20 protein-coding genes are annotated in these 21,561 nt (G+C 69.0%); 11 read left to right on the top strand and 9 right to left on the bottom strand.

The features are described 5' to 3' along the window. A complete protein-coding gene (locus LOK44_RS23145) occupies positions 1–1,470 on the top strand; it encodes an MFS transporter (protein WP_237572437.1) in 1,470 nt (489 codons plus the stop codon). Here the strand turns inward: LOK44_RS23145 and LOK44_RS23140 are convergent. Continuing rightward, complete coding sequence (locus LOK44_RS23140; protein ID WP_237572436.1) at positions 1,467–2,126, bottom strand: potassium channel family protein; 660 nt, start codon at positions 2,124–2,126, stop codon at positions 1,467–1,469. The genes LOK44_RS23145 and LOK44_RS23140 overlap by 4 nt on opposite strands. A gap of 19 nt (positions 2,127–2,145) precedes the next feature. Then, the gene (locus LOK44_RS23135; protein ID WP_237572435.1) at positions 2,146–2,820 is read right to left on the bottom strand and encodes a potassium channel family protein; all 675 of its coding nucleotides are present in this window, start codon (positions 2,818–2,820) and stop codon (positions 2,146–2,148) included. Between the two features lie 111 nt (positions 2,821–2,931). Here LOK44_RS23135 and LOK44_RS23130 point away from each other — a divergent pair, with 111 nt between their 5' ends. Then, a complete protein-coding gene (locus LOK44_RS23130; RefSeq protein WP_372481297.1) occupies positions 2,932–4,929 on the top strand; it encodes an APC family permease in 1,998 nt (665 codons plus the stop codon). Then, a complete protein-coding gene (locus LOK44_RS23125) occupies positions 4,926–6,140 on the top strand; it encodes a class I SAM-dependent RNA methyltransferase (protein WP_237572433.1) in 1,215 nt (404 codons plus the stop codon). The genes LOK44_RS23130 and LOK44_RS23125 overlap by 4 nt, the downstream gene beginning before the upstream one ends. On the opposite strand, the gene LOK44_RS23120 is transcribed toward LOK44_RS23125, so the two are convergent. Beyond that, entirely contained in the window at positions 6,107–6,586 is a 480-nt protein-coding gene (locus tag LOK44_RS23120; protein ID WP_237572432.1) for a GbsR/MarR family transcriptional regulator, read from the bottom strand. The genes LOK44_RS23125 and LOK44_RS23120 overlap by 34 nt on opposite strands. A gap of 137 nt (positions 6,587–6,723) precedes the next feature. On the opposite strand from LOK44_RS23120, the gene LOK44_RS23115 reads away from it, so the two are divergent. The 3 genes from LOK44_RS23115 to LOK44_RS23105 are packed head-to-tail and all read left to right on the top strand — an operon-like array spanning position 6,724 to position 9,067. Continuing rightward, positions 6,724–7,614: an ABC transporter ATP-binding protein gene (locus LOK44_RS23115; protein WP_237572431.1), complete on the top strand. Its 891-nt coding sequence runs from the start codon at positions 6,724–6,726 to the stop codon at positions 7,612–7,614. Further along, a complete protein-coding gene (locus LOK44_RS23110; RefSeq protein WP_237572430.1) occupies positions 7,611–8,318 on the top strand; it encodes a fluoroquinolone export ABC transporter permease subunit in 708 nt (235 codons plus the stop codon). The genes LOK44_RS23115 and LOK44_RS23110 overlap by 4 nt, the downstream gene beginning before the upstream one ends. Beyond that, the gene (locus LOK44_RS23105) at positions 8,318–9,067 is read left to right on the top strand and encodes an Rv2686c family ABC transporter permease subunit (protein ID WP_372481303.1); all 750 of its coding nucleotides are present in this window, start codon (positions 8,318–8,320) and stop codon (positions 9,065–9,067) included. The genes LOK44_RS23110 and LOK44_RS23105 overlap by 1 nt, the downstream gene beginning before the upstream one ends. Before the next feature lie 12 nt (positions 9,068–9,079). Here the strand turns inward: LOK44_RS23105 and nhaA are convergent, their stop codons facing one another. Further along, a complete protein-coding gene (gene nhaA / locus LOK44_RS23100; protein ID WP_237572428.1) occupies positions 9,080–10,414 on the bottom strand; it encodes a Na+/H+ antiporter NhaA in 1,335 nt (444 codons plus the stop codon). Positions 10,415–10,656: 242 nt separating this feature from the next. Between nhaA and dxs the strand changes: the two genes are divergently transcribed. Further along, positions 10,657–12,570 (top strand): 1-deoxy-D-xylulose-5-phosphate synthase, encoded by a 1,914-nt coding sequence (gene dxs / locus LOK44_RS23095; protein ID WP_237572427.1) that lies wholly within the window; start codon positions 10,657–10,659, stop codon positions 12,568–12,570. Positions 12,571–12,592: 22 nt separating this feature from the next. Further along, positions 12,593–13,507, top strand: a complete 915-nt coding sequence (locus tag LOK44_RS23090) for an alpha/beta fold hydrolase (protein WP_237572426.1) — start codon at positions 12,593–12,595, stop codon at positions 13,505–13,507. Positions 13,508–13,510: 3 nt separating this feature from the next. Here LOK44_RS23090 and LOK44_RS23085 read toward each other — a convergent pair whose 3' ends face one another. Together LOK44_RS23085 and LOK44_RS23080 are read right to left on the bottom strand one after the other, a co-directional pair. After that, entirely contained in the window at positions 13,511–14,836 is a 1,326-nt protein-coding gene (locus LOK44_RS23085; protein ID WP_237572425.1) for an HRDC domain-containing protein, read from the bottom strand. 1 nt (position 14,837) lies between these two features. After that, positions 14,838–15,422 (bottom strand): DUF3000 domain-containing protein, encoded by a 585-nt coding sequence (locus tag LOK44_RS23080; protein WP_308192779.1) that lies wholly within the window; start codon positions 15,420–15,422, stop codon positions 14,838–14,840. Positions 15,423–15,500: 78 nt separating this feature from the next. On the opposite strand from LOK44_RS23080, the gene hemE reads away from it, so the two are divergent. Genes hemE through hemQ form a run of 3 tightly spaced genes read left to right on the top strand, consistent with a single transcriptional unit; the run spans position 15,501 to position 18,645 of the window. Then, the gene (gene hemE, locus LOK44_RS23075; RefSeq protein ID WP_237572584.1) at positions 15,501–16,586 is read left to right on the top strand and encodes a uroporphyrinogen decarboxylase; all 1,086 of its coding nucleotides are present in this window, start codon (positions 15,501–15,503) and stop codon (positions 16,584–16,586) included. Further along, a complete protein-coding gene (locus LOK44_RS23070; RefSeq protein WP_237572424.1) occupies positions 16,583–17,947 on the top strand; it encodes a protoporphyrinogen oxidase in 1,365 nt (454 codons plus the stop codon). The genes hemE and LOK44_RS23070 overlap by 4 nt, the downstream gene beginning before the upstream one ends. A 5-nt stretch (positions 17,948–17,952) precedes the next feature. Then, positions 17,953–18,645, top strand: coding sequence for a hydrogen peroxide-dependent heme synthase (gene hemQ / locus LOK44_RS23065; protein ID WP_237572423.1), 693 nt, complete (start codon positions 17,953–17,955; stop codon positions 18,643–18,645). Between the two features lie 78 nt (positions 18,646–18,723). On the opposite strand, the gene msrB is transcribed toward hemQ, so the two are convergent. The 3 genes from msrB to aftC form a co-directional block, all read right to left on the bottom strand. Next, positions 18,724–19,134 (bottom strand): peptide-methionine (R)-S-oxide reductase MsrB, encoded by a 411-nt coding sequence (gene msrB / locus LOK44_RS23060; RefSeq protein ID WP_237572422.1) that lies wholly within the window; start codon positions 19,132–19,134, stop codon positions 18,724–18,726. Further along, a complete protein-coding gene (locus LOK44_RS23055) occupies positions 19,131–20,156 on the bottom strand; it encodes an alcohol dehydrogenase catalytic domain-containing protein (protein WP_237572421.1) in 1,026 nt (341 codons plus the stop codon). The genes msrB and LOK44_RS23055 overlap by 4 nt, the downstream gene beginning before the upstream one ends. A gap of 91 nt (positions 20,157–20,247) precedes the next feature. Further along, positions 20,248–21,522: an arabinofuranan 3-O-arabinosyltransferase gene (gene aftC, locus LOK44_RS23050; protein ID WP_372481302.1), complete on the bottom strand. Its 1,275-nt coding sequence runs from the start codon at positions 21,520–21,522 to the stop codon at positions 20,248–20,250. Positions 21,523–21,561 lie beyond the last annotated feature (39 nt).

Genomic DNA, 21,561 nt, shown 5'->3' with positions numbered 1-21,561 from the left:
ATGCAACGGACTGCTGCGGTCGATCGGTCGGTGATCGCCGTCGCGGTGCTCGCGTCCTTCGTGGCATTCCTCGACGGCTCGGTGGTCAACCTCGCGCTGCCCGCCATCTCGACGGACCTGGGCGGCGGGCTCGCGCTACAGCAGTGGGTCGTCGACGGCTATCTGCTCGCGCTCGGCGCGCTCATCCTGGTGGCCGGCGCCATCTCCGACGGATACGGCCGACTGCGCGTGCTGCGCCTCGGGCTGGCGGTGTTCGCCGTCGCATCCCTGCTGTGCGCGGTGGCGCCCACCTGCTGGATCCTGGTCGCCGCGCGGTGTTTGCAGGGCGTCGGTGCCGCGTTCCTGGTGCCGAGTTCGCTGGCGATGATCAACGCACGATTCAGCGGCGCCGCTCAGGCCCGCGCCATCGGCACGTGGACGGCGTGGACGGGCACGGCGTTCGTCGTCGGCCCGCCACTGGGCGGCCTGCTGGTCGACGCTCTGAACTGGCGCTGGGTGTTCGGCATCAACCTGCTCCCGCTGGCGATCACGCTGTACCTGACCACCCGACTGCCCGCCGAAGACGCCCACACCGGCGCCCGCCGCGGCATCGACGTGGTCGGCGCGATGCTGGCCGCTGTCGGTCTTGCGGCGACGGTGTTCGCGCTGATCGAATGGCAGCGCCTCGGCGTCGGCCACCCCGCGGTCTTCTCGGCGCTGGTCGCAGGCGTCGCGTGCCTGGCCGCGTTTCCCTGGTGGGAGAGCCGCACCCCTGACCCGATGATGCCGCTGGGCCTGTTCACCGTGCGCAACTTCGCGGTCGGCAACCTCGCGACGGTGTTCCTGTACGCCGCGGTGTCGCTCGGGACCCTGATCGTGCCGATCTTCCTGCAGGAGGCGGTCGGCATGTCGGCGTCGATGGCGGGCCTGGCCACTCTGCCCATCCCCGTGCTGTCGTTCTTCCTCGCCCCACGGTTCGGAGCGCTGGCGGGCAGGCATGGCCCCCGGCTCTACATGGGCGTCGGTCCGCTGCTCGCCGCGGCGGGCTTCCTGCTGATGTACACGGCGTCGAAGCCCTTCGACTTCTGGACGCAGATGCTGCCCGGGCTGCTGGTGTTCGGGGTCGGGCTGTCGGTCACCGTCTCGCCTCTGACGGCCGCGGTGCTGGCCGCCGTGGAACCGGAGCAGAGCGGGATCGGGTCGGCGGTGAACAACGCCGTATCGCGCGTCGCCGGCCTGATCGCGGTGGCGTTCATGGGAGTCATCGTCGGGCTCGGCCGAGGTGAATCAGCCTCTGGCGCAATGGACTTCGCCGGGTTTCGCAACGCCGCACTGGCCGTGGCGATCCTGTTCGCGGTGGCGGGTGTGGTGTCCGCGGTCGGCATTCGCAACGGGATAGGAGAGCTTCGGACCGTCACTGCCGGGGCCACGGCGCGCTGCCACGACCGGGCCACGCCACCGCCGGCGCCGACGATGCGCGGGCGCCGCTAGGGCGAGTGCAGGATCAGCTCGCGGAGCCGGTCCTCGACCTCGGCCACGGCGACGAACAGCAATTCGTCGCCACCTTCGAGTGGCTCGTCGTCCTCGGGCACGATCACCCGCGAGCCGCGCAGGATCGTCACCAGGGAGGCATCGCGGGGCAGGTCGAGGCGCTTGACGGCCTTGCCGCCCCACGGGGTGTCGTCGGGCAGCGTGATCTCCACCAGGTTGGCCTGGCCCTTGCGGAAGCTCATCAGCCGGACGAGGTCGCCGACGGACACCGCCTCCTCGACCAGGGACGCGAGCATGCGCGGTGTCGACACCGCGACGTCGACGCCCCAGTTCTCGTCGAACAACCACTCGTTGCGCGGGTCGTTGACCCGGGCCACCACGCGCGGCACCGCGAACTCGGTCTTGGCCAGCAGGCTCAGCACGACGTTCGCCTTGTCGTCGCCGGTCGCGGCGATGACGACGTCGAAGTCCTCCAAACCCACGGACTCGAGCAGGCTCAGCTCGCACGCGTCACCCAGCCGCCACTGCGCGGCGGGGATGGCGTCGACGTCGAGGTGGTCGGGATTGCGTTCCAGCAGCGTGACGGTGTGGTTCTCGACGAGTTCCCGGGCGATGGAGCGGCCGACGGCGCCGGCTCCTGCGATGGCGACCTTCACTGGGTGCTCACCTGGTCCTTCACTGGTCGTCCACGTCTTCGGCGGGAGGCAGGGCGGACAGCGCCATGGCCTCGGCGATGTGACCGGAGACCGCGGCCAGGTACACCTGGTCGCCGGCCTGGATGACGGTCTTGGCCTCGGGGAGCATGCCGCTGCCGAAGCGGATGATGAAGGCGACCCGGCCCCGCGTAGCGTTCTCCAGCGCGGTCACGCGGTGCCCCGCCCAACCCTCGTGCAGCGGCAGTTCTGCGACGCCCACGTTGCCCGACGGATCGCGCCACTTCGTGGTCTCGGTCTCGCGGGTCAGCACGTTGAGCAGTCGGTCGGTGGTCCACGGCACGGTCGCCACCGTCGGGATGCCGAGCCGCTCGTACACCGCGGCTCGCTTGGCGTCGTAGATGCGCGCGACGACGCGTTCCACGCCGAACGTCTCGCGCGCGACCCGCGCCGAGATGATGTTGGAGTTGTCGCCCGAGGACACCGCAGCGAATGCGCCTGCCTCCTCGATCCCGGCCCGCAGCAGCACGTCCCGGTCGAAGCCCATGCCGAGCACCCGTTCGCCGGGAAACTCGGGGGAGAGGCGGTGGAACGCCGTGCCGTCCCGGTCGATGACCGCCACCTCGTGACCGATGCGGGCGAGCCCATCGGCCAGCGATGCGCCCACTCGGCCGCACCCCATCACCACAACACGCACGCGTCGGTCCTCCCTGCGGTGGCCGTGACATCGATCGTCGCCAAAGCTGGCAACACGGAACGCTACAGCTATTCGGACGGTCCTTCCCGCGTAGGCATACCCTTGGTCCTCGTGTCCAAGCTCTCGACCGTCGCACGGCGACTGGTCCTAGGAACACCGTTCCGCAGCGACAAACTCGCACACACCCTGTTGCCCAAGCGCATCGCGCTTCCCGTGTTCGCCTCGGACGCGTTGTCGTCGGTCGCCTACGCCCCGGAGGAGATCTTCCTGGTGCTGTCGGTGGCGGGGCTGTCGGCCTACACGATGGCGCCCTGGATCGGGCTCGCAGTCGCGGCGGTGATGCTCGTCGTCATCGCCAGTTATCGGCAGAACGTGCACGCCTATCCCTCGGGTGGCGGCGATTACGAAGTCGTGACGACGAATCTCGGTCCGACTGCAGGGCTCACCGTTGCCAGCGCGCTGCTCGTCGACTACGTGTTGACCGTCGCCGTATCCATGGCGTCGGCGATGTCGAACATCGGCTCGGCCGTTCCGTTCATCGCGCAGCACAAGGTGCTGTTCGCCGTGGCCGCGATCCTCATCCTCGCGTCGTTGAACCTGCGCGGCATCCGCGAATCGGGGACGGCCTTCGCCATTCCCACGTATGCGTTCATGGTCGGCATGTTCATCATGTTGGGCTGGGGACTGTTCCAGATCGTCGTACTCGGCACGCCGTTGCGGGCGGAGTCGGCCGACTTCGAACTGAAGTCGGAACACGGCGACGTCATGGCGTTCGCGATGGTGTTCCTGGTGGCACGAGCGTTCTCCTCCGGTTGCGCGGCACTCACGGGCGTGGAGGCGATCAGCAACGGGGTTCCCGCTTTTCGCAAGCCCAAGTCGCGCAACGCGGCGAGCACGCTGCTCCTGCTGGGTGGGGTTGCGGTCACGCTCTTCATGGGCATGATCATGCTGGCCCAGGAGACCGGCGTGAAGGTCGCCGAGCGACCCGACGAGCAGCTGGTGGGGGCGCCCGAGGGCTATCAGCAGAAGACGCTGATCGCCCAGCTCGCCGACGCGGTGTTCCACGACTTCCCGGTTGGCCTCTTTCTGATCGCCGGCGTCACCGCGCTGATCCTGGTGCTGGCGGCCAACACTGCCTTCAATGGCTTCCCGGTGCTGGGGTCGATCCTGGCCCAGGACAGCTTCCTGCCGCACCAGCTGCGGACACGCGGCGACCGGCTGGCGTTCTCGAACGGCATCCTGTTCCTGGCGTTCGCGGCGATCGCGTTCGTGGTGGCCTTCCAAGCCGAGGTCACGGCGCTGATCCAGCTGTACATCGTCGGGGTGTTCGTGTCGTTCACGCTCAGCCAGATCGGCATGGTGCGGCACTGGACGCGTCTGTTGCGCGTCGAGACCGACGATCAGGAGCGCAGCCGGATGCAGCGCTCGCGGGTGATCAACACGATTGGATGCGCGTGCACGGGCGCCGTGCTGGTGATCGTGGTCGTCACCAAGTTCATGGCAGGTGCGTGGATCGCGATCCTTGCGATGGGTTTCCTCTTCATGGTCATGAAGCTGATCCACAAGCACTACGCGACCGTGCAGCAGGAATTGGCCGAGGCCGATGCCGAGGCCGGCGACGACGTGGTGCTGCCCAGCCGCAACCATGCGATCGTGCTGGTGTCGAACGTCACGCTGCCCACCAAGCGCGCGCTGGCCTACGCCCGCGCCACCAGACCCGACGAACTCGAGGCAATCCACGTCAGCATCGACGACGCGGAGGCGCGCGAGCTGAAGACCAAGTGGGAGGGCTCTGACTTCTCGCTGCCGCTGAAGATCGTCGCGTCGCCGTACCGCGACATCACCCGGCCGGTGATGGACTACGTCAAGCGCATCACCAAGGACGCGCCGCGTACGGTCGTCACGGTCTTCATACCCGAATACGTCGTCGGCCACTGGTGGGAACAGGTGCTGCACAACCAGAGTGCCCTGCGGCTCAAGGGTCGCCTCCTCTTCGAACCCCAAGTGATGGTGACGTCGGTGCCCTACCAGCTCAACTCCTCCGAGCGACTGAAGAACCTCGAGCCCAAGTCGGCTCCCGGTGACGCGCGACGCGGGTTCCTCGAATGAGCGAGACCGAACTCGAGTTGACCGTGGGGCCCGCGGCCAACGGCGGCAGTTGCATCGCGCGCCACGATGGCCGGGTGGTGTTCGTGCGCGGTGCGCTGCCCGACGAGCGGGTGCGAGTGCTGGTCACCGATCAGCGCGCGAAGCACTGGCATGCGGTCACGGTGGAGGTCCTCGAGGCCTCGCCCGACCGGGTGGAGTCGCTGTGCCGCATCGCCGGTGAGCACGGCTCCGGGTGTTGCGACCTGGCGTTCGCCGAGCCCTCGGCCGCGCGGCGGCTCAAGGGCGGGGTGGTGGCCAACCAGCTGGCGCGCCTCGGTGGCTTCGACTGGTCCGGCGAGGCGGAGGCGCTCGACGACCTCGGCGCCACCGGCTGGCGGACGCGGGTGCGACTGGCCACCACCGCCGACGGCCACGCAGGGTTTCACCGCTATCACAGTGCCGACCTGGTCACTGAGCTCGACTGCGGCCAGTTGCCCGAAGGCATGCTGGACGGTCTCGACGGGTCCCGTTGGCCGGTGGGCGCCGAGATCCACGTCGCGCTCGACGACGACGGTAGGCGCCACGTCGTGCAGACCGGGCCCAAGACCGGCGGGCGCGGCGGCAAGAAGAACCGCGGCACGTCGTCGCCGACCCAGGTCATCGAGGGGCAGTACGAGGCGACCCAGCGAGTGGGCGGCAGGACCTGGCACGTGCCGGTGACCGCGTTCTGGCAGGCGCATCGCAGCGCGGCCACGCTCTACAGCGATCTGATTTCCCAGCACGCCCGGTTGGAGCCGGGCATGACGGCGTGGGACCTGTACGGCGGCGCCGGGGTGTTCGCAGCCGTGCTGGCCGACGCCGTCGGCGAGACGGGCCGGGTGGTCACCGTGGACACCTCGCGTGGCTCGGCGCGGGCTGCGCGCGCGACGTTGGCCGATCTCGGCTGGGTGTCAGTGGTGACCGAGTCGGTACGGCGCGCGCTGTCGGCGCAGCCCGAGCGCGCCGACGTCGCGGTGCTCGACCCGCCGCGTGCGGGTGCCGGCCGCGAGGTCATCGATCTGCTGGCTGCGGCCGCCGTACCGCGGATGATCCACATCGGTTGCGAGGCAGCATCCTTCGCGCGCGACGTGGGACTGTACCTGGGCCACGGCTACACCGTGGAGGAGCTGCGGGTGTTCGACTCGTTCCCGCTGACCCATCACGTCGAGTGCGTTGCGGTACTGCGCCGCTGAGTTCGCCACCGATCGAGTAGGTCGGGGATCTCGGCGAGCATGAAGTCGTAGAAGTCGCGCATCTCGGCCAGGCGCCGGTGTGCCGGACCGTCCGGTGTCGTAGCCGAAATCCCGTCGGAGGCGGCCTGTCTGATCGCGGCGAGGATCTGGTTCTGCGTCGTGTAGAGCACCGTCCAGGCATCGTCGCGCAATCGGTAGTGGTCGCGACGGCTGCCCGGGGCGGGAACTCGTTCGGCCAGACCGACCGCGACGAGCATCTTGATCGCGCCGGAGATCGCGCCCGCGCTGGCCTGCAGCTGAGCGGCCAGGTCAGCGGCGGTCATGGTGGGTGCGCTGGTGAACAACAATGCGGCCAGCACGCGCGAGGTCATCCGCTGTAGGCCATGGCTGGTCAACACCAGGGCGAGTTCCTCGGCCGCTTCGGCGACGGAAGGCTCGTCGGACATGGCGCTCCTCCAGAAGGATTCACAAATTACTGAAAGTTCAGTATAGTCATCCGCGGCGCTCCGGGAAGTCTGGTCGGAATCCGTACCCGCATGCGGGCGATGCGCGTGCACCGCCCCCGCCGAGAAAGAGCCGTCCCATGCGTCTCGACGAAACTTCGGAATCCGGCCCCGTCATCTCCGTCCGGGGGCTGAGATTCACCTACCCGAAGGCCAACATTCCCGCAGTGCGCGGAATGGACTTCGAAGTCGGGCGGGGGGAGATATTCGGATTCCTCGGCCCGAGCGGCGCGGGCAAGTCGACGACGCAAAGACTCCTGATTGGATTGTTGCGCGGCCACGAAGGCGACATCGCGGTGTGGGGGCGGGAACCCGTCGCGTGGGGCCCCGACTACTTTGAGCGCGTCGGTGTCTCGTTCGAGCTGCCCAACCACTACCCGAAGCTGACGGCACTCGAGAATCTTCGCTTCTTCGCGTCGCTGTACGGCGGCGAGACACGTGATCCGAACGAATTGCTCGCGGCGGTCGGACTGGCCGACGCAGCCAGCACGCGTGTCGGCAAGTTCTCGAAGGGCATGGCCATGCGGCTGACGTTCGCTCGGGCCTTGCTGAACGACCCCGACCTGTTGTTCCTCGACGAGCCCACGTCCGGACTCGACCCGGTGAATGCTCGCAGCGTGAAGGACATGATTCTGGATCTCCGCGCGCGCGGGCGCACGGTCTTCCTCACGACGCACGACATGGCGACGGCCAACGAACTGTGCGACCGAGTCGCGTTCGTCGTCGACGGGCAGATCGTTGCGCTGGACGCTCCCGCAGAATTGCGCATCGCCCGGAGCCGGCGTGTGGTGCGCGTCGGATACCGCGCGTCCGACGGTGGTCTCGAAGCCGCCGAGTTCCCCATGGACGGTCTGGCAGACGACGGCGAGTTTCGCGCGGTTCTGCGGAACCACCACGTGGAGACCATCCACAGCGCGGAGGCCAGTCTGGACGACGTGTTCGTCGAGGTGACCGGAAGGCGGTTGCAGTGACGAGATTCCGCAGCGCCTTGAGGCTCGAATTCACCTTGCAGAATCGGCAGCGATTCCTGCATGCGGCAGTGTTCTCCGGGCTCGTGTGGCTCGCCGTATTGCTTCCGCTGCCACCCGGTTTGCGCGCCGCGGCGGAGCCCTACGTGCTCCTCGGCGACATCGCCATCATCGGGTTCTTCTTCATCGGAGGATCGGTGTTCTTCGAGAAGCAGGAGCGCACGCTGGGTGCGGTCATTGCGACACCTTTGCGCTTCGCGGAGTACCTCGGTGCGAAGGTCGCCACGTTGTGTGCCATCTCGCTCGGGGTCGCTCTCGCGGTGGTGACGATCGCGCACGGCATGTCGTACCGCCCGCTGCCGTTGGTCGCGGGCGTCCTGTCGGGAACCCTGTTGATGCTGTTGGTCGCGTTCATCACGTCGCTGCCATTCGGGTCGGTCGGCGACTGGTTCATCTTCGCGGTGGTTCCACTGGCGGTGATGAATCTCCCCGTACTCCACCTGAGTGGCCTGTGGCCCAATCCGGTGCTCTATCTGGTACCGACGCAGGGCCCGCTCCTGCTACTCGGTGCGGCCTTCGATCAAGTTGCCCTGGCGCCCTGGCAGCTCGTCTACTCGGTGGCCTACCCGGTCTCGTGTCTAGTCGGGTTGTCCGTGGTGGCGCGCGCCATGTTCGTCCGGCACGTCGTGCGAACGGCCGGCGCATGATGGCGACGAGTGTGGCGAGGGCGTGGCGGGCGTTCGGACACAATGACATTCGGGGGTCCTACCGCGACCCGCTGATGGTGATGCTCCTCGTCGCACCGGTCATCTGGACGGTCGCGGTCGCCGGGCTGACCCCGCCGACGACGCGGATGCTCGCCGAACGACATGGCTTCGATCTGGTGCCCTACTACCCGTTGGTGGCAACGGCGTTCCTATTGCTCACCAGCATCATCGTGGCCGGCGGGCTCGCAGCATTCCTCGTGCTGGACGAGGTGGACGCCGGCACGCTCACGGCGTTGCGAACCACGCCGGTGCGGCTCTCGACGTTCTTCGCCTACCGGGCCGCGACGGTGATCGCGGTGACCGCCGTCTACGTCATCGCCACGCTGTCGTTCAGTGGCATCGTCCGCGGAGGGCTGACCGCGACCCTGGTCCCGATCGGGTTGCTCTCGGGTCTATCGGCGGTCGTGACGCTGCTGCTCATCGTCGCCATGGCAGGCAACAAGATTCAGGGCCTTGCGGCGATCCGTGGTCTCGGCATGCTCATCGCCGGGCTGCCGTGTCTGCCATGGTTCATCGACTCGCCCTGGAACGTCGCATTCGGCGTGTTGCCGCCGTACTGGGCGGCCAAGGCGTTCTGGATCGCCAGCGATGGCGGTTCCTGGTGGCCGTACCTGGTGGTGGGCGCCGCAATCAACGTCGCAATGGCCTGGCCGCTGTTTCGGCGCTTCCTCGCCAAGAACCGGTCGTGACCCGCGCGGCGTTCACTCCTGACCGGGTGACTTCGGCCGCTGATACACGTCCGGGATCCCGTCGAGGTCTTCGTCCTGGGACTCCTCGGCGCAGATCGCCCGGTAGTGCCGGTTGCGCATCCGCAGCACGACGGCCGCCAGCAGCGCAGCGGTGATCGACCCCGTCAGCACGCCGATCTTCACGTGCTCCCCGCGGTCGGAGTCGGGACCGTAGGCCAGCTCGCCGATCAGGAGCGACACCGTGAAACCGATGCCTGCGAGCATCGCGATACCGAACACGTCGATCCACTTCAGGGCGCTGTCGAGCGACGCCCGGGTGACGGCCGAGAGGACGCGCGTGGTGCCGAAGATGCCGATCACCTTGCCCACGACCAGGCCGAAGACGATGCCCAGTGCGACCGGGTCGGCCAAGGCCGCGGTGAAGCCGCTGAGGCCGCCGACCGTCACGCCCGCGGCGAAGAACGCGAACACCGGCACGGCAAAACCCGCGGACACGGGGCGGATGAGGTGCTCGAAGTGTTCGGCCAGACCTGGCCCGGCGTCCGGACCGCCCGCGGCCTGGCTCCGCATCACCGGCACCGCGAAGCCGAGCAGCACGCCGGCCACCGTGGCGTGGATTCCCGATTCGTGCACCAGTGCCCACGTTGCCAGGGCGAGCGGCAGCAGCAGCCACAGCGAGCGGATGCGCCGCTGCACGCACACCGCGAACAGGGCCAGCGGGATGACGGCCAGTCCGAGCGCGACCACGTTGATGTCGTCGGTGTAGAAGATCGCGATCACCGTGATGGCGAGCAGATCGTCCACCACGGCCAGTGTCAGCAGGAACGTGCGCAGCGCGGCGGGTAGGTGCGTCGATATGACCGCCAGTACCGCGACCGCGAACGCGATGTCGGTGGCGGTGGGGATGGCCCAGCCGCTCGTCGCCCCGTCGCCGACGGGTGCGGTGAAGGCGACGAAGATCAGCGCCGGGACGACCATGCCGCCCACCGCTGCCGCGATGGGAAGGGCGGCACGTCGCGGGTCGCGCAGGTCGCCCGCGACGAACTCCCGCTTGAGTTCGAGGCCGACCACGAAGAAGAAGATGGCGAGCAGTCCGTCGGCAGCCCAGGTCCCCAGGGTGAGGTTCAGGTGCAGGCCCAGGGAGTCGGTGCCGACGTGCAGGTCGCGCAGCGCGGTGTAGGACTCCGACCAGGGGGAGTTCGCCCACACCATCGCGACGACCGCCCCGAACAGCAGCAGAGCGCCGCCGACGGTCTCCTTGCGCAGGACTTCCGAGACGCGGGACGTCTCGGCCCAGGAACCTCGGCTGAAGAGAGCCTGGGCGATCGGGCCACGGTCCTTGGGCAAGAGGAGTACCTCGAATCGGTGTAGGGGTCACGGGCATGACGAACCAATTTGCCGACCAGACTTCCCGGCGCACCTGGTAGAGGAGTCTATCGGTCGGCCAGGATCCTGACGGACTGGTGACGGCACGTCGGCCCGGTCAGTCGTCGAAGTGGGTGAGTACGGCGTCGGGGCGACCCTCCAGTGTGTCTCATCACAGCCGTCAGGACAGGACTCCGTCGGATCGGGGTGCGTAAACTGACGGGATGCTCGAACAGGTCCGAGGTCCCGCAGATCTGCAGCACCTGTCGCAGGCCCAGTTGGACGACCTCGCGATCGAGATCCGCGAGTTCCTCATCCACAAGGTCGCCGCGACCGGCGGACACCTGGGTCCCAACCTGGGCGTCGTCGAGTTGACGCTGGCGCTGCACCGCGTCTTCGACTCGCCCCACGACCCGATCGTGTTCGACACCGGCCACCAGTCCTACGTCCACAAGATGCTGACCGGCCGGTGCGCCGACTTCGACAACCTCCGCATGAAGGACGGCCTGTCGGGTTATCCCTCGCGCAGCGAGAGCGAGCACGACTGGGTCGAGTCCAGCCACGCCAGCGCCGCGCTGTCCTACGCCGACGGGCTGGCCAAGGCCTTCGAGCTGAGCGGCCACCGCAACCGGCACGTCGTTGCGGTCGTCGGAGACGGCGCGTTGACCGGCGGCATGTGCTGGGAGGCACTGAACAACATCGCGGGCTCCAACCGGCCCGTCGTCATCGTCGTCAACGACAACGGCCGCAGCTACGCGCCGACCATCGGTGGTTTCGCCGATCACCTGGCCGGCCTGCGGTTGCAGCCGGGCTACGAGAAGCTGCTCGAGCGGGGCCGCGAGACCGTGCGCGGTGTCCCGGTCGTCGGCGAGATCTTCTACCAGGGCATGCACAGCGTGAAGGCCGGCATCAAGGACGCGCTGGCGCCGCAGGTGATGTTCACCGATCTGGGCCTCAAGTACGTCGGCCCGATCGACGGACACGACGAGCACGCCGTCGAGACCGCTCTGCGCAGCGCGCGCGGCTTCAACGGACCCGTCATCGTCCACGTCGTCACCCGCAAGGGGAAGGGCTACGGCCCGGCCGAGAACGACGAGGCCGAGCAGATGCACGCGACCGGCATCATCGACCCGCAGACGGGGCTCGCGACGTCGGTCGCCGCGCCGGGGTGGACCTCGGTATTCTCCGACCAGCTGATCAAGCGCGCTGCCAAGCGCCGCGACGTCGTGGCGATCACCGCCGCCATGCCGGGACCGACGGGTCTGAGCGCCTTCCGCACGCAGTACCCGGATCGCTTCTTCGACGTCGGCATCGCCGAGCAGCACGCGATGACCTCGGCCGCCGGCCTCGCGATGGGCGGCATGCACCCGGTGGTCGCGATCTACTCGACGTTCCTCAACCGCGCGTTCGATCAGCTGATGATGGACGTTGCTCTGCACCGGCTTCCAGTGACCCTGGTGCTCGACCGCGCCGGCGTCACCGGACCCGACGGCGCCAGCCACAACGGCATCTGGGACCTGTCGATCCTCGGCGTCGTTCCAGGGATGCGCGTCGCCGCGCCACGCGACGCCGCCCGCCTGCGCGAGGAACTCGACGAGGCGCTCGACGTCAAGGACGGGCCCACCGCGCTGCGGTTCCCCAAGGGTGCGGTCGGGGAGGACATCCCCGCCGTCGCGCGCCGCGCCGGGGTCGACGTGCTGGCCGAACCCGCCGAGGGCCTCTCCAGCGACGTGCTGCTGGTTGGAGTGGGGCCGTTCGCGTCGATGGCGCTGTCGGTCGCCGAACGCCTCCGCAAGCAGGGCATCGGCGTGACGGTGGTCGATCCCCGATGGGTCCTGCCGGTGCCGCCGGTGTTGGTCGAGTTGGCCAAGGACCACGGGCTGGTCGTCACCCTCGAGGACAACGGCGTGCACGGCGGTGTCGGGTCTGCTGTGTCGTCGGCGCTGCGCCGCGCGGAGGTCGACGTGCCGTGCCGCGACGTCGCTATGCCGCAGGAGTTCCAGGACCATGCCTCGCGCGGCGAAGTGCTCACCGCCGTCGGTCTCACCGACCAGAACGTCGCCCGCCAGATCACCGGCTGGGTGGCCGCGCTGCCCAGCCCGTCGCGTGAGTCCGAGGTCGGCGACCGCATCGACTAGTCCGCGGGGCTAGTCTCCTGCCATGGACGCCGAACTCGAGCGCTGGAAGTCCGCCGGGCAGTACTTCGACTACCTCGGCTTCGACGTGTTCCACCGCGTCGACGGCCTGCCGCTCGGCGAGGGCCCGGTCCTACTGCTGATCCACGGCTACCCGTTCAACTCGTTCGACTGGGTCCGCATCTGGCCCACGCTGGTTCGGCGATTCACGGTGATCGCACCGGACATGCTGGGGATGGGCTTCTCCGACAAGCCGTCGATCTACCAGTACTCGGTACACGACCACGCCGACGTACACGAGGCGCTGCTGGCCCACCTCGGCGTCACCCGGTGCCACGTGCTGGCCCACGACCTCGGCGACTCCGTCGCCCAGGAACTGCTGGCCCGGCATGAGTTCGGTGACTGGTCCTATGCCGCAGTCGAATTCGAGACGATCACCTGGCTCAACGGCGGCATGTTCAACGAGGCGTACGCGCCACGGCTGGTGCAGAAGCTGATGTCGCGCACTCCGTTGGGCGACGCCTTCGCCCGTCTTCAGAACGGTCCCGTGATGCGTCGGGTCGTCGACCGCACCCTCGACGAACTGTTCGGCCCGAACACCAGGCCGACCCCGCACGAACTCGATCGGTTCCATCAGATCCTCGAGTACAACGACGGTGCCGCGGTGATGCACAAGGTGGGCCGCTTCGTCACCGACCGCTATCAGCACCGCAACCGATGGGTTCGCGCCATGCGTCGCACGGCCGTGCCGATGCGGTTGATCGACGGGCCCGCCGACCCGAACTCCGGCGCGCACATGGCGCGTCGGTACGCCGAGGTGATCCCGGACGCCGACGTGGTGATGCTGGCCGACGACATCGCGCACTGGCCGCAGCTCGAGGCGCCCAAGGCGGTGCTGACGCACTTCCTGGCCCACGTCGATCGCGTTGCGGCAGGCTGACTCTCAGCCTTCGGGTGCTGCGGAGTCGTCGCCGGCCTGGGCGTCTGCCTTGCCGACGGCGGCGGCCGCCTGAAGTGCCTCGCTGACGATCGGCACGGTCAACTCGCGCTGCCAGCGTCGCGCGCCGGCGTCGGCGAGGAACGCCTCGACGGCCGCGGGCACGTCGTCCGGGTCGGCCGGTGGCTGCCAGTCCCAGCACAGCCTGCGCACGGTGTCGGGGGTCAGCAGGTTCTCGGCAGGCACCGTGAGTCGCTGCGACAGGTCCGCCAGCGCTGCCTTGGCGGCCTCGAGGCGCGCTGCGGCCTCCGGCTTGCGGCGGGCCCATCGGGAGGCGGGCGGCGGTCCGGACTGCGGATCCGACGACGTCGGCATGTCCTCGGAACGGCGGGCGCGAGCCAGCGCGTCCAGCCACACCTGGGCGCTGCGGCGCTGCCGGTTGCCACCGAATATCGGTAGCGCCGTGAGCTTTTCGGTCGTGTCCGGGTCGCTGGTCGCCGCGTTGACGATCGCCGAGTCGGGCAGGATGCGGCCGGGGGCGATGTCACGGCGCTGGGCGATGCCGTCGCGGGTGGTCCACAGTTCGCGTACGGCGGCCAGCGCGCGCGGGTTGCGGATCTTGTGGATGCCCGAGGTGCGGCGCCAGCGGTCGCGTCGGGTGGGCGGGGCCACGTACGTCCGGAGGTGCTCGAATTCCTGGGCGGCCCAGTCGCTCTTGCCCTGCTCCTCGAGTACGGCGGCGACGGCGTCGCGCAGCTCGAGCAGGACCTCGACGTCCAGCGCGGCGTAGTTCAGCCATTCGGGGGGCAGCGGGCGCTTGGACCAGTCGGCGGCGCCGTGGCCCTTCATCAATTGCAGGCCGAGCAGGCGTTGCACCATGGCGGCGAGGTTCACCCGGTCGAATCCGGCGAGCCTGCCCCCGAGTTCGGTGTCGTACAGGCTCGGCGGGATCATGCCGATCTCGGCGAGGCACGGCAGATCCTGGTCGGCGGCGTGCAGCACCCACTCGTCGGTGGCCAGCACGCGAGCCACCGGCGCCATCGTCGCGACGGGGTCGGCCCCGTGGTTGACCGGGTCGATCAGCACGGTGCCCGCGCCGCGGCGACGGATCTGCACCAGGTAGGCCCGGTTCGAGTAGCGGAAGCCCGACGCCCGTTCGGCGTCGATCGCGAACGGGCCGCTGCCGGACGCCAGGAGCTCGGCGGCGTCGGCGATGTCGCTCGGATACATCGCCAACGGGGGAACGCCGTCGGCGGGCGCCAGCAGGGGCGTGGTGTCGGGCTCGGCCTCTTCGGGCGTGCCGGGACCGGGCTCTTCCGGGGTGTCCGTCATGTCAGGCGCGGGTGCGGGAGTTCAGGTCCGTGACACCCGCCGGTGGTAGGCCCGCGGCGTGCTCGAGCACCTCGCAGAACGCTTGGACGTGGGGGCCCAGTTCGAGATTGGTCGCCGTCCACGAAGCCCGCAGTTCGAGTTGGTGCGCCCGCGGGGGGCCGGAGATGTCGCCGTAGCGCACCGAGGTCGTGGCCGTGACCGTGCCGCCGAGGGCGGTGACGGCGTCGCCGCTGACCTCCAGCGCGTCCACCAGCCAACTCCACGCGACCTCGGGCAGCAGTGGGTCGACGGCCTCCATCGAGTCGAGGTCGGCCTGGATGTAGGCGACCAGGCGCATGGTGCCGTCCCAGGCCTCTGCGCCTTCGGGGTCGTGCAGCAGGATGAGCCTGCCGAAGGCGTCGCCCTCGGAGCGTTCGGGCACGATCGCCGTCTCGGGGTGCCGGACCTCGGCGCCGAGCGCGTAACTGAACGGCGCGAGGCGCTGCGGGGGACGGATCGGGCCGAGTTCGATCTCCGCCCGCACGGTAGCGGCATTCATCGCCGCGACCGCTTCGCGGAATGGAGCCGGTTCGGCGGCGGAGGTCACGGCGTTTGACGCTAGACCATTTGGGCAGGTGACGGCGCAGGCGCGCCGTAGTGGCCCGACATGGCAGCATGGACGCTGATGAATACCCGCCGTGACCTGCCCGACTCCCCGTATCTGGCTGCGGCCGGCGGCCGCAAGCCCCACCGGGTCCCGGTGTGGTTCATGCGGCAGGCCGGGCGTTCGCTACCCGAGTACCGCCAACTGCGCGCCAAGAACACCATGATGCAGGCCTGCTTCGACGCCGAACTGATCTGCGAGATCACGTTGCAGCCGGTGCGCAGGCACGGCGTCGACGCGGCAATCCTGTTCTCCGACATCGTCGTTCCGCTGCGCGCCGCGGGCATCGGCCTCGACATCGTGCCCGACGTCGGACCGGTGATCGACCACCCGATCCGCACCGACGCGGACGTCGCCGCGGTGCGTCCGCTCGACGCCGCGGAGGTCGCTCCGGTCGCCGAGGCCATCGGCATGCTCGTCGGCGCGCTGGGCGACGTGCCGCTGATCGGGTTCGCGGGCGCCCCGTTCACGCTGGCGTCCTATCTCGTCGAGGGCGGGCCGAGCCGCAACCACGAGCGCACCAAGGCGATGATGCTTGGCGAGCCGCAGACATGGCACGCGCTGATGAGCAAGCTCACCGACGTCACGATTGCCTTCCTGCGCACACAGCTCGACGCCGGCGTCGACGCCATTCAGCTGTTCGATTCGTGGGCGGGCACGCTGTCGCTGGCCGACTACCGCCACTTCGTGCTGCCGCACAGCACGCGGGTGTTCGCTGAACTGGCCGCGCACCTGGGGCAGGAGCGCAGCGACTCGGGGATCAAGCCTGCCGTGCCGATGACGCACTTCGGCGTCGGCACCGCCGAGTTGCTCGGCGCGATGGGCGAGGCGGGCGCGACCGTGGTGGGCGTCGACTGGCGCACCACGCTCACCGACGCCGCGACGCGCGTCGGCCCCGGCAAGGCGCTGCAGGGCAACCTCGACCCGGTGGTGCTGCTCGCGGGCTGGCCCGCGGTGGAACGGGCGGTGCGCGGCGTGGTCGAGGACGGCAGACGAGCCATCGACGCAGGCGCCACCGGGCACGTGTTCAACCTCGGCCACGGCGTGCTGCCGCCGACCGATCCGGGCATCGTCACCGACACGGTGGCGCTGGTGCATTCGTTGTGACTCCGGCCGTGCCGTCGTACTGCGTGGTCGGAGGCGGGATCTCCGGGCTGGTGGCGGCGTACCGGCTGCGCGTGACGGCGGGCCCGGACGCGTCGATCACGCTGTTCGACCCGGCCGATCGCCTCGGCGGTGTGCTGCGCACCGAGCGCATCGGCGGCCAGGCCGTGGACGTCGGCGCCGAGGCGTTCATCGCCCGCAGGCCGGAGGTGCCGGCGCTACTGGCCGAGTTGGGTCTCGCGTCGCGACAGGTGGGCACGACCGGCGTCCGGCCGTTGATCTACGCCGGCGGCAGGCTGAACCCGATGCCGCAGGGCACGCTGCAGGGCATTCCGGCCGACGCCGCGTCGATGGCCGGGCTGGTCGACGACGCCACCCTCGCCTGGATCGCCGACGAACCGAGGCGGCCGCTGCCGTGGCGGCCCGGCGCGGACCCGTCGGTCGGCGCACTCGTCGGTGACCGGTTCGGTCAGCAGGTCGTCGCGCGGTCGGTCGATCCGCTGCTCGGCGGGGTGTACTCCGGGTCCGCGGCCACGATCGGTCTGCGCTCGGCGGTGCCGCCGCTGGCCGCGGCTCTGGACCGCGGCGCGCCGAGCCTGTCCGAGGCGGTCCGCCGGTCACTGCCCACGCCGACCGGCGGCTCGGTGTTCGGCGCGATCGACGGCGGCTACCAGGTGCTGGTCGACGAGTTGGCGCGGCGGGCCGGGTTCCGCTGGGCGCACGTCGGCGTGCAACGAATCGAACGGTCCGGCGACGCGTGGAGCGTGCTCGACGACGACGGAGCGCACTGCCACGCCGACGCCGTCGTGCTCGCGGTGCCCGCGCCCAGGCTGCCGCGTCTCGTCGAGCAGGTGGCGCCCGCGACGGCGGCGGCGGCCAAGCGCATCCGCGTCGCGTCCAATGCGCTGGTCGTCCTCGCACTGCCGGGAGGCACCCCGTTGCCTGACCAGTCCGGCGTGCTGGTGGCCAGCGGGGAGCGGTTGCACGCCAAGGCCGTGACGCTGACGTCGCGCAAGTGGGGTAGGCGTGGCAACGCCGAACTGCTGCGGCTGTCGTACGGGCGTTTTGGCGACGACCTGGCCCGCAATGCCGGTGACGAGGAGCTGCTGTCCTGGGCGGCCGACGACCTCGCCGACCTGTTCGGCATCCGGCAGGATCCCGTCGACTGCTTCGTGCAGCGCTGGATCGACGCGATGCCGCAGTACGGGCCGGGCCACGCCGACCTGATCGCCGAATTGCGGGCGGGTCTGCCGCCGACGCTGGCGGTCGCGGGCGGCTATCTCGACGGCATCGGCGTACCGGCGTGTGTGGCGTCCGGCACCAGGGCGGCCGCGCGTTTGACGACGTCGCGCGTGGCACGATAGGTCGTATGGCCAAGCTCGATTACGACGCGCTCAACTCGATGACCCGGTACATGATGCTTTCGGTCTTCGCGGTGCAGCCCGAAGCGCTGGGGGAGGAGCGGTCGTCGCTCGTCGACGAGACCGCGACGTTCCTCAAGCAGCAGGAAGAGGGCGGCGTCGTCGTCCGAGGCCTGTACGACGTCGCGGGTTTCCGCGCCGACGCCGACTTCATGATGTGGACGCACGCCGAGCGCGTCGAGGATCTGCAGGCGACCTACCGTGCGTTCCGCCGCACGACGCTGGGGCTGGCCAGTGACCCGGTGTGGAGCGTGGTGGCGCTGCACCGGCCCGCCGAGTTCAACAAGAGCCACGTGCCCGCGTTCATCGCGGGTGAGGACCCTGGCGACTACATCTGCGTGTACCCGTTCGTCCGCTCGCTGGAGTGGTACCTGCTGCCCGACGACGAGCGCCGCAAGATGCTCGTCGAGCACGGCATGGCCGGCCGCGAGTACCCCGACGTGCGCGCCAACACGGTGCCGGCGTTCGCGCTGGGCGATTACGAGTGGATCCTCGCGTTCGAGGGCCCCGACCTCGGTCGCATCGTCGAGCTGATGTGGAAGCTGCGCTACACCGACGCCCGTCGCCACGTCCGCGAGGAGACGCCGTTCTTCACCGGGCCGCGCGTGTCCGCCGAAGACCTCATCGCCCGCCTGCCCTAACCCCTTCTCCGCCGAACTGGAGAGTCACGTCGTTGCGAGCACGCGCGCAGCGACGTGACGCTCCAGTTCGGCGCAAGCTCAGCCCTCGGCCGGGACCAGTTTCAGCGAAATCGAGTTGATGCAGTACCGCTGATCGGTGGGCGTCGGGTAGCCCTCGCCCTCGAAGACGTGCCCCAGGTGGCTGTGGCAGTTCGCGCAGATCACCTCGACGCGGCGCATGCCCAGGGTGTCGTCGGTCTTGAGGATCACGGCATCGGAGTCCGCCGGGTCGAAGAACGACGGCCAGCCGCAATGGGATTCGAATTTCTCGGTGCTGCGGAACAGTTCGGCGCCGCATGCACGGCACTGGTACACGCCGTCGGTCTTGGTGTCGGTGTACTCGCCGGTGAACGGGCGCTCGGTGGCCGCCTCGCGCAGCACCGCGAACTCGGCAGGGTTCAGTTTCGTGCGCCACTCGTCGTCGGTGAGCTGCACTCGAGGAGTCGTCATGCTTCCACGCTAGCGACATCGAGCACGACCCGAAACCGTGCTGCGCCCGACATCATTCGTTCGTAGGCACGCGGTGCCTCCGTCAGTGGCATGACCTCGGTCATGGGGCGGATGCCACGAGCGACGCTGAAGGCGAGGTTGTCCTCGTTCTCCACGGGCGTCCCGGTCAAGCTGCCGACGATGGAGCGGCCACCGAAGATCAGGTCGGGGGTTTGCACGGTGATCGGGTCGGGCGCTGCGCCCACGACCACGAGCCGGCCACGCGGGGCCAGTCCGGCCACCAGTGGGGACATCGACGCTCCGCTGGCCGCGGTGGCGATGATCACCGCGGCGCCACCCAAATCCCGAAGTGCGACACCCGCATCGATCGACGCGCTGTCGACGTAGTCATCGGCGCCCAGCGACGCGGCCAAGGCGGCCTTATCGTCGCCTCGAGCGATCGCGACGGTGCGGTATCCGAGTTGCTTGGCCTGCTGGATACCGATGTGGCCGAGCCCGCCGATGCCTTGGATGGCGACCAGCGCGCCCGGGGGCGCGTCGGCGTGGCGCAGCGCGTTGAACGTGGTGACGCCTGCACACAGCAGCGGGGCCGCCTCGATCGGGCTCAGTGATTCGGGCACGCGGACCAGGCCGCTGGCCCTGGCGTGCACCATCTCGGCGTATCCGCCGTCGGAGTCGGTCCCCGGCTGCGGCTGGTCGAGGCAGTTGACGAAGTCGCCGCGCCGGCACTGCACGCACTGGCCGCAGTGGCCGCCGAGGAAGCCGAGTCCGACGCGGTCACCCGCCTTCCAGGCGGAGACGTCCTGACCGACTTCGTCGACCACACCGACGATTTCGTGGCCGGGCACGACCGGGCGGCGGGGGTCGGCGCGCTGTCCCTCCACGCCAAGGAAATCGCTGTGGCACACCCCGCAGGCGAGTACGCGGACGCGCACGTGCCCCGGTTCGGGCGTTACGACTTCACGCTCGACGAGTTCGAACTGGCGTTGGCCGGTTACCTGAAAGGCGCGGTATGTCGACATCGATTGCTCCTGGGTATGGTCCGAAATACTCAGCGGTCGTGATTCGCAACGCGAGCAGCGCGGACGTCATTCCCGGGGCGCCGCGTACCTCCTAGACCCGGACGACGCGGTCGGAGTCGATGCGCTTCATCCACGGCCTGTCGATGCCGTCGGCCAGGCGCCCGTCGGCCTTGGCGTCGAGGTACCGGAAGTACAGCGAGCAGAACACCACGATGAGCATCAGCGACCAGCCGTAGGTGATCTTCGAGTACTCCAGGAACCGGCCCGTCGACGGCCAGTGCCCGAGCAACCACCGGTCCATGGTCATGAACCCGTAGATCGCCAGCCACGCAGGCCAGCTGCGGATCGCCGAGTTCGGCAGCACCACCGTCATCAGGAACGGGAACAGCATCATCGAGTAGTAGCCCTGGCCGAGCGAGAGCACCAGGAACGAGGTGATCAGCAGTACGCCGGAGGAGGTGAGCATCCAGAACAGCGGGTCGCGCTCGCGGTAGTAGCGGTACAGCAGCCACAGGGTAGCCACGGCGAGCAGCCCGAACGCGATGCGCAACACCAGGATCATCAGGTCGGGCAGACCGTAGTACACGCCGTGGCCCTGAATCGAGCTGTTGAAGTAGTCGCGGGTCGAGAAGATGTAGGGGACCGTGCGGGTGATGAAGTTCATCGGGTCGGACACCAGCGGCCAGGCCGCCGCGTTGAACACCAGCGGCACGCCGAACGCCGTCACCAGGGGGCGCCACTGCCGGTTGAGCACCGGGAGCAGCAGCAGCGGTGCCAGCGACGGCTTGACCACGAGCGTCAAACCGATCGCGACACCGGCCAGCCATTCGTGGTTTCGCTTGCCGTCGAGCAGCCACCGGAAGAACAGCACCTCTGCCAGCAGCATGCAGCCGTTGATGTTGGTGAACACCAGCGTGTTGGTGACCGATTCGGTGCAGAACATGGCGAGCACCAGGGCGGGCGCGGCCACCGACGCCATCGTGAACTTGAACAGCCGCAGCAGGAAGTAGGCGGCCAGGAGGATGGCGAGGGTGTTGAAGGTGATGAACCAGTAGCGCGACGCGTCGACCGGCAGGTAGCCGAACGGCGCCAGCAGCAGCGTGCCGCCGGGTGGGTACAGGTAGTGCGGGTCTACGTACTCGAAGCGCTCGTTGTAGATGTCCCAGCCCATCTTGAAGTTGACGACGGCCCGGTAGACGGGCCCGAAGTCGTCGGTGATGTAGCCGTTGGTCGCCAGGACGTAGGTGCGGTGAATGACCGAGAGGATGGCCAGCGGCCAGAGGACCGACCGCAACACCGTCGCGACAGTCGGAGCGGATTCACGGGGCCGGAACGCACGCAACAAGGAGTCAGCTACCGCCACCAGCGCACCCTACAACGGGATTCCGGCCGCTCTACGGAGGCC

Origin of the sequence: Mycolicibacterium lacusdiani, assembly GCF_021916785.1 — a bacterium.
Lineage (GTDB): Bacteria > Actinomycetota > Actinomycetes > Mycobacteriales > Mycobacteriaceae > Mycobacterium > Mycobacterium lacusdiani.
Note: the sequence above shows the minus strand (reverse complement) of the source record. Positions and strands in the feature narration are given on the sequence as shown.